Origin of the sequence: Polaromonas sp. (assembly GCF_018780625.1) — a bacterium.
In the GTDB taxonomy this organism is placed as follows: Bacteria; Pseudomonadota; Gammaproteobacteria; order Burkholderiales; family Burkholderiaceae_C; genus Polaromonas.
Window position 1 is genome coordinate 1 of sequence record NZ_JADMJK010000176.1, and the last position, 7,629, is coordinate 7,629.

The 7,629-nt window shown below is 62.3% G+C and carries 9 protein-coding genes; 1 reads left to right on the forward strand and 8 read right to left on the reverse strand.

The genetic code is table 11. From position 1 onward, the window contains the following. A partial coding sequence (locus IV091_RS13910) for a M20/M25/M40 family metallo-hydrolase (protein WP_293469727.1) occupies positions 1-533 on the forward strand: 533 nt, incomplete at its 5' end. A 48-nt stretch (positions 534-581) separates the two neighbouring features. On the opposite strand, the gene IV091_RS13915 is transcribed toward IV091_RS13910, so the two are convergent. The 8 genes from IV091_RS13915 to IV091_RS13950 all read right to left on the reverse strand — a co-directional run. Beyond that, complete coding sequence (locus IV091_RS13915) at positions 582-1,226, reverse strand: 3-oxoacid CoA-transferase subunit B (protein WP_293469729.1); 645 nt, start codon at positions 1,224-1,226, stop codon at positions 582-584. Positions 1,227-1,241: 15 nt separating this feature from the next. Next, a complete protein-coding gene (locus tag IV091_RS13920; RefSeq protein WP_293469731.1) occupies positions 1,242-1,958 on the reverse strand; it encodes a 3-oxoacid CoA-transferase subunit A in 717 nt (238 codons plus the stop codon). Positions 1,959-2,102: 144 nt separating this feature from the next. Then, the gene (locus IV091_RS13925) at positions 2,103-3,284 is read right to left on the reverse strand and encodes a benzoate/H(+) symporter BenE family transporter (protein ID WP_293469733.1); all 1,182 of its coding nucleotides are present in this window, start codon (positions 3,282-3,284) and stop codon (positions 2,103-2,105) included. 15 nt (positions 3,285-3,299) lie between these two features. Beyond that, positions 3,300-4,664, reverse strand: coding sequence for an MFS transporter (locus IV091_RS13930; protein ID WP_293469735.1), 1,365 nt, complete (start codon positions 4,662-4,664; stop codon positions 3,300-3,302). An 89-nt stretch (positions 4,665-4,753) separates the two neighbouring features. Beyond that, entirely contained in the window at positions 4,754-5,533 is a 780-nt protein-coding gene (locus tag IV091_RS13935; RefSeq protein WP_293469737.1) for a 1,6-dihydroxycyclohexa-2,4-diene-1-carboxylate dehydrogenase, read from the reverse strand. 70 nt (positions 5,534-5,603) lie between these two features. Further along, positions 5,604-6,611, reverse strand: a complete 1,008-nt coding sequence (gene benC, locus IV091_RS13940) for a benzoate 1,2-dioxygenase electron transfer component BenC (RefSeq protein ID WP_293469739.1) — start codon at positions 6,609-6,611, stop codon at positions 5,604-5,606. Positions 6,612-6,652: 41 nt separating this feature from the next. After that, entirely contained in the window at positions 6,653-7,141 is a 489-nt protein-coding gene (gene benB, locus IV091_RS13945; RefSeq protein WP_293469741.1) for a benzoate 1,2-dioxygenase small subunit, read from the reverse strand. Positions 7,142-7,150: 9 nt separating this feature from the next. Continuing rightward, positions 7,151-7,629, reverse strand: a 479-nt coding sequence (locus tag IV091_RS13950) for an SRPBCC family protein (RefSeq protein ID WP_293469743.1), incomplete at its 5' end; no start/stop codon positions are given.

Genomic DNA, 7,629 nt, shown 5'->3' on the forward strand with positions numbered 1-7,629 from the left:
TCGTGATGGCGCTGCAGACCATCGTCTCGCGCAACATCGACCCGCTGCAGATGGCCGTGGTCACCGTGGGCGCGCTGCACGCCGGCAAGGCCAACAACGTGATCCCGCAGAGCGCGACGCTGGAGATCAGCGTGCGTGCGCTCGATCGCGAAGTCCGCGCCAGGCTGGAGCAGCGCATCAAGGCGCTGATCACCGCGCAGGCCGAAAGCTTTGGCGTCACCGCGCAGATCGACTGGCGGCCCGGCTATGCGGTGCTCGTCAACACGCCCGAGGAAACCGCCTTCGCCCGCGAGGTGGCCCTGGAACTGGTCGGAGCCGAGCAGGTGACCTTGCAGGGTCCGGCCCTTTCCGGCAGCGAAGACTTTGCCTTCATGCTGGAGCGCGTGCCTGGCAGCTATTTGCTGATTGGCAATGGCGATGGCGACAGCGCTGGCGCCTGCATGGTGCACAACCCCGGCTACGACTTCAACGACGCCAACCTGGCCCTGGGCGCGGCCTACTGGGCGCTGCTGGCGCAACGCTTTTTGGTCTGAATCCAGCCGCAACCGTCAGGGCTTTTCCCTTGAAATGGCGGTGTGCGTTCAGGCCTGAATGGGCAAGCCCAGCAGACGCTCCAGTTCGTCCAGCGCCAGCCCCTCGACCTTGTCGATGAGCTTGAGGCCCTGCGGCGTGCATTCCAGCGTGGCCAGCTCGGAATAGATACGTTTCACGCAGCCAATGCCGGTGAGCGGGTAGGTGCATTCGCGCACCACCTTGCTCTCGCCTTTTTTGGTCAGCAGGTCCATCATGACCCAGGTCTGCTTGGCCCCGATGGCCAGGTCCATGGCACCACCCACCGCAGGAATGGAACCGGGCTCGCCGGTGCTCCAGTTGGCCAGGTCGCCGGTGGCCGACACCTGAAACGCGCCCAGCACGCAAATATCAAGGTGGCCGCCGCGCATCATGGCAAAGCTGTCGGCGTGGTGAAAGTAAGCGCCGCCGGGCAGCAGGGTCACGGGCTGTTTGCCGGCGTTGATCAGGTCAAAGTCCTCTTGGCCCGCAGCGGGGGCCGGGCCCATGCCGAGGATGCCGTTTTCGCTGTGCAGCACGACTTCCATGCCGGCCGGAATGTGGTTGGCCACCTGGGTCGGCATGCCGATGCCCAGGTTGACGTAGGCGCCATCAAAGATGTCTTGGGCGACGCGCCTGGCCAGTTCGTCTTTGGTGCGTTTGGTGTAGTTGCTCATGAGGGTTCTTTCGGCTTAGGCGGCTTGCTTGAAACCACCGGCCTGTGTGGCGACGTGGTCAATCCTGACGACCCTGGACACATGGATGCCCGGCGTGACGATGACTTCGGGGTCGAGCGCGCCCAGTGGGGCGATCTGGTGCACGGTGGCAATGGTGCGCCTGGCGGCCGTGGCCATCACGGGGCCAAAGTTGCGGGCCGCCTTGCGGTAGACCAGGTTGCCCCAGCGGTCGCCGCTTTCGGCCTTGATCAGGGCCACGTCGCCGTAAATCGGGTACTCCAGCACATAAGCCTTGCCGTTGATCACCCGCGTTTCCTTGGCGCTGCCATCGGCCTGCCTGGCCAGTTCGGTGCCAAAGCCGGTGGGCGTGAAGAAAGCCCCCACGCCGGCACCGGCGGCGCGCAGGCGCTCGGCCAGGTTGCCTTGGGGCACCAGTTCGAGCTCGATCTGGCCGCCGCGGTACAGCGCGTCAAACACATGGCTGTCGGCCTGGCGCGGAAAGCTGCAGATGATCTTGCGCACGCGCCCGGTCTTGAGCAGCGCGGCCAGCCCGGTGTCGCCGTTGCCGGCGTTGTTGTTCACCACGGTCAGGTCGCGCGCGCCCTGCTCGATCAGGCCATCGATGAGTTCGTTGGGAATGCCGGCGGTGCCGAAGCCGCCGATCAGCACGGTGGCGCCGTCTTGCGTATCCGCCAGGGCCTCGGCAATTGAGGCGGCAATTTTATTGATCACTGAAAGACTCCTGAAAACGCTTTTTGACATAAAAGACAGGCTGCTATTTGTTCGCCATGACCACAGCCTTTCTCTACTGCTGCGCTCCAGTCATGCGAACAAAAGCAGGACAAAAAAGATGCAATGTCCTGCGTCAGGCCCTCATCAAAGTCTGGCCTTCGCGGGCGCGGACCACGACTTATGGAGCAGTAAATAGGCTGCCGAGCCAATCACCACACCCCAAAATGCAGACCCCAGGCCCCAGAACGTCATGCCGGAGGCCGTGGCCAAAAAGGTGATGACCGAGGCCTCCCGGTGATCGGTTGCGTCCATGGCACCGGCCAGACTGCCCCCAATCGCGCCCAACAAGGCCAGGCCGGCCAGCACCGCGATCAGTTCTTTGGGCAAGGCTGCAAAAAACAAAATGATGGTGCCGGCAAAGCAGCCGCCCACCAGGTAAAACACGCCGTTCGCAATGCCCGCCACGTAGCGTTTACGGGGATCTTCATGGGCATCCTTGCCGGTGCACAGCGCCGCCGTGATGGCCGCAATCACAACCGTGATGCCGCCGAAAAACGCCACGCCCAGCGAGGCCAGGCTGGTCGTGATGATGAGGGGACGGGCCGGCGTGCTGTAGCCCGAACTGCGCAAAATGGCCATGCCCGGCAAGAACTGCCCGGTCACGCTGACCAGCACCAACGGCAGCGCCAGGCTCAGGGTGGCGCCCCAGGTCCACTCGGGGGTGATGAACACCGGGCTGGCCAGGGCCCATGTCACGCCGCCCAGGCTCACACCCTCCAGAGCCACCGCCAGCACCAAACCGGTCACCAGCAAAATCACCAGGCAATAGCGCGGCAGCAAGCGCCTGAACAGCAAATAAGTGCCCATCATGCAAAAGGTGATGAGCGGCATTGAGGTGACCGCTTGAAACGCACCTACCCCGAACTGGAACAAGATCCCCGCCATCATGGCGCTGGCAATGCCTTTGGGGATGGCCTGCACCAGCTTGTCAAAATAGCCGGACACGCCAATGATGAAAATAATGACCGCCGACACCAGGTAAGCCCCGACGGCCTGCTCCAGCGTGATGGCGGGGAACAGGGCCACCAGCAAAGCCGTGCCCGGTGCAGACCAGGCCGTCACGACCGGCACCTTGAGCCACCAGCTCAGCAAGATGCCCGACACCCCTGCCCCGATTGATATGGCCCAGACCCAGGACGACATCATTTCGGCGGAGACATGGGCACTTTGGCCGGCCTGGAAAAATATCACCAGCGGACCGGCATAGGAAATCAGCACGGCCAGGAATCCAGCCGTGACGGCTGACAGGGAGAAGTCTTTTTTCATCAAGCAGCGCGGCGCTTACTTGCTCGCCATCGCTGAAGTCACAGGCATCAGCACGCTCGCGCTTTGATGGCTGGCCGAGGCGGACCGGCGATGGTTGATCATGGACGCGGCAATCACCGCGATCACCGCGGGAATGGCAATGGCCATGAAGTTCTGCTCCAGCGGAAGCGACATGCCCACCAGCGTGCCGATCACGATCGGTGCCAGGATGGCGCCACTGCGGCCCACGCCAGACGCCCAGCCGATTCCGGTCGAGCGAATAGCCATCGGGTAGAACTGGCCGGCATAGGCATAGGTGACGATCTGCGTGCCAATCGTCGAGGCGCCGGCCAGCCCGACCAGCAGGAACAGCACTTCGGTGGGCACCTTGTAGCCCAGCAGCGTGATCGACACGGCCGCCAGCGCGTACATGCCCACCAGCACATACTTGATGTGGAAGCGGTCAGCCAGCCAGCCGCCACCGACCGCACCGATCATGGCGCCGAAGTTGAGCACCAGCACGAAGGTCAGCGCAGAACCCAGGCTGTAGCCGGCGCTCGCCATCAGTTTGGTCAGCCACGAACTGAGGGCATAGACCATGAACAGGCACATGAAAAAAGTAATCCAGAACATCACGGTGCTGAAGCCCCGGCCGTCCTGGAACAGCTTGCCGACCGGCGCGCCTTCGGCCTTGTCTGCCGAGGGAAGCGCAAAACGGTCATCGGATTGAGGGTGATAGCCAGGCGACATCTGGGAGACGATTTTCTTCAACTCGCCCAGCCGGTTTTCCTTGATCAGGAAGGGCATGGACTCGGGCATCGACTTGAGAATGAACGGGATCAGGAGCACCGGCAAACCGGCGGCCAGGAAGACGGACGCCCAGCCGTAGGTTTCGATCAGGCCCTTGCCCAGCAAGGCGGCCAACATGCCGCCGACGGCATAGCCGCTGAACATCAGCGTGACCATGGTGGCGCGAATCCTCTTGGGCGAGTATTCCGTCATCTGCGCCACGAGGTTGGGCATCACGCCGCCTATGCCCAGGCCCGCCAGGAAGCGCATCGCGCTAAACGTGTAGGGGTTGTCGGTAAAGCCCGCTGCGGCGGTGAACACGCTGAACAGGAAGATGCAGATCGCGATGGCCTTGCGCCGGCCAATCTTGTCGGCGATGGTGCCAAGGAAGATGGCGCCGAACATCATGCCGAACAAGGCTGAGCTGACCATGAAGCCGGCGTTCTGGGCAGTGACGCCCATTTCTTTCATGATCGACGGCAGGGCAATGCCAGCCACCGCCAGGTCGTAGCCGTCGAAAATAATGATGAGGGCGCACCAGAGCAGCACCTTGCCGTGAAAGCCATTGAATCTGGCCTCGTCGGACAGCTTGTGAACGTCAATTTGTCGCATGGTTTTTGTCTCGCTTTTATAGATTTGGATAGGGCAGGATTCGTGGCGTCCTGCTTGGGGTGATGGAAAATATGGCGTAAAAAATGGCCTCAGCCGAGGTCGCCGCCGCCCACCGGCATGGTGACGCCGGTGATGTAGGAAGCCTCGTCGGAGGCGAGGAACAAGATGGCGCTGACCTGCTCGTCAATCGTGCCGTAGCGTTTCATCAGGCTCGACGCAATGGTCTGATCAACGATTTGCTGGTACCAGACTTTTTCCTGCGCGGTCTGCTCTGCGGTGTTGCGCGGAATGCGGCGCGGTGGGGCCTCGGTGCCGCCGGTGGCGACCGCATTGACACGCACGCCACGCTCAGCCGTTTCAATCGCCAGGCAGGCCGTCAGGGCATTGACGCCGCCTTTGGCTGCACCGTAAGGCACGCGGTTGACGCCGCGCGTGGCAATCGACGACACGTTGACAATCGCGCCGCTGGCCTGCGCCAGCATGTAAGGCAGCGCCGCATGGCAGCACCACAGGGTCGGGAACAGCGAGCGGCGCACTTCGGCCTCAATCTCGTCCTCTTTGTAATGCTCGAAAGGCTTGGCCCAGATGGTGCCGCCGACGTTGTTGACGAGGATGTCGAGCCGGCCAAAGCGCAGGGCGGCGGATTTCATGACGTGCTGGCAGTCGGCGCTTTTTTCCATGTCGGCCGTGAGCGCGAGCACTTCGGTGGACGTGGCGGCCAGTTCATCGCGCAACTCAAACACCAGATCGGAGCGGTCGACCAGCACCAGCCGGGCGCCTTCGGCGGCCAGGCGCAAGGCAACGCTGCGGCCAATACCCTGGGCCGCACCGGTGACCACAGCGACCTTGTTGTGAAAACGTGGATTCATGATGACTACTTAAAAAGGGCCCGCAACGCAGGGGCCGAATGGAAGGATGAACAAGGCGAGAACAACGGGGTCAAGCGCTGGCGGCGAATTTTTCATAGTGAAAACTTGCAGGCTGAATGCCTTTTTCACGAATGAAGTGGTTGACCGCTTCGACCATGGGCGGCGGGCCGCACAGGTAGATGTCCACGTTGCCGTCGTGCAGATGAGCGGACGCTATATGCTGCGTCACATAGCCCTTTTTAGGGTAGCTGCTGTCAGCGCCAGCGACGCAGGCGGCAAAAGTGAAATTCGGGATGCGGGCGGCAAAGGCTTCGAGCTTGTCCATGTCCACCAGGTCGGCGTCGTGGGTCACGCCATAGATCAGGTGCAGCGGGTGCGCGCTGCCCTGCTCGGCGATTTTTTCCAGCATGGCCGTGAACGGGGCCAGTCCCGTGCCACCGGCCAGCATCAGCAGCGGCCGCCTGATGTCGCGCAGGTAAAAGCTGCCCAGCGGCCCGGTCAGCGTCATGCGCTCACCCGGCTTGGCGGCGCCCGTCAGGTAGCTGCTCATCAATCCACCCGGCACATTGCGAATCAGGAAAGACACCTGGCCATCACGAATCAGCGAGCTGAACGAATAAGCGCGGGTTTCAGTGCTGCCGGGAACCTGCAGATTGACGTACTGGCCGGGCAGGAAAGCCAGCTTGCGCAGGGCGTCACTTTGAATCGACAGGGAAATCGTGCTCGGCGACAGCTGGCGCACCTCGCCAATCGCCGCTTCATAGCTGGCCTGCTGGGTACGGCACACGCTGGACGACGACGGCACGCGGACGACGCAGTCGCTTTGGGCACGCATCTGGCAGGTCAGCACGAAGCCTTGTTCGGCCTCGTCTTCGCTCAGCGCGTCTTCGATGTACTCGCCCATGGTGAACTGGCCGGACTCGGCAAAGCACTTGCAGGTGCCGCAGGCGCCATCGCGGCAATCCAGCGGGAGGTTCACGCCCTGGCGGTAGGCTGCATCGGCGACGGTTTCAGTGGGGGAAGCGTCAATGAAGCGGGTGACGCCGTCTTCAAATTGCAACGCGATGTGATGGCTCATGGTGTTTTTTCCCTGCCTGGGCCCAAGCCCCGGCCAGCTACTTAGATGTGATAAACGTCGATGACGTGGTGGATGTAGTCGTTTTTCAGCACGACACGTTTGCGCTTGATCAGCGGCTGCGCGCCTGACACATCGAGCGTGTAGTGCGAGGTGCCAAAGTAGCTGTCCGTCATGTTGTAGCGGTAGCTCAGCGTGTGCCAGTTAAAGCGCACGCGCACTTCGCTGCCTTCTTGCGACACGATCTCGACATTCGAGAGGTGGTGGCCGGTGCGCGGCTCGGGCATGCTGGCCGCCGAACGCTCGGTCTTGATGCGAAACACACGGTCTTCAAGCCCCCCGCGGTTGGCGTAGTAAATCAGCGAGATTTCAGACTGCGGATCACGCGTCATCTCGCCGTCATCGTCCCAGGCGGGCATCCAGAACTCGGCATCGGGGGCATAGCAGGTCAGCCACTCGTCCCACTGCTTATCATCAAGCAAACGGGCTTCGCGGTAGAGGAAGGCTTCAACTTGGTCAATCGTCATGGTCATGGCGGGCTCTCAGACTTTTTCAGAATCAACGGCAACAGCGCGCTGCATGGCTTCGAGCCAGTAACGGTGTTGTTCGGTGTACAGGCCTTCGTCCTCGGTCTTCACACCACTGAGCGTGGGGTGCAAATCGATTTCCTTGGCTGCGGCATCGGCACCTTCGACCCAGTGGGTCGCGCCGCGGCACATGTCGTTCCAGGGCAGGGCAATGCCGGCGTAGCCTTGCTGGCAGGCGCGGAACTCCTCCAGGTCGTCTGGCGTGGCCATGCCGGTGGCGTTGAAGAAGTCTTCGTACTGGCGCACGCGGCGGGTACGCGCCTCGGCGGATTCGCCCTTGGGGGCGATGCAGTAGATGGTGACTTCGGTCTTGTCCACCGAGATCGGGCGCAGCACGCGGATCTGCGAGCCGAACTGGTCCATCAGGTACACGTTGGGATACAGGCACAGGTTGCGCGAGTGGTTGATCATCCAGTCGGCGCGGGCCTGGCCGA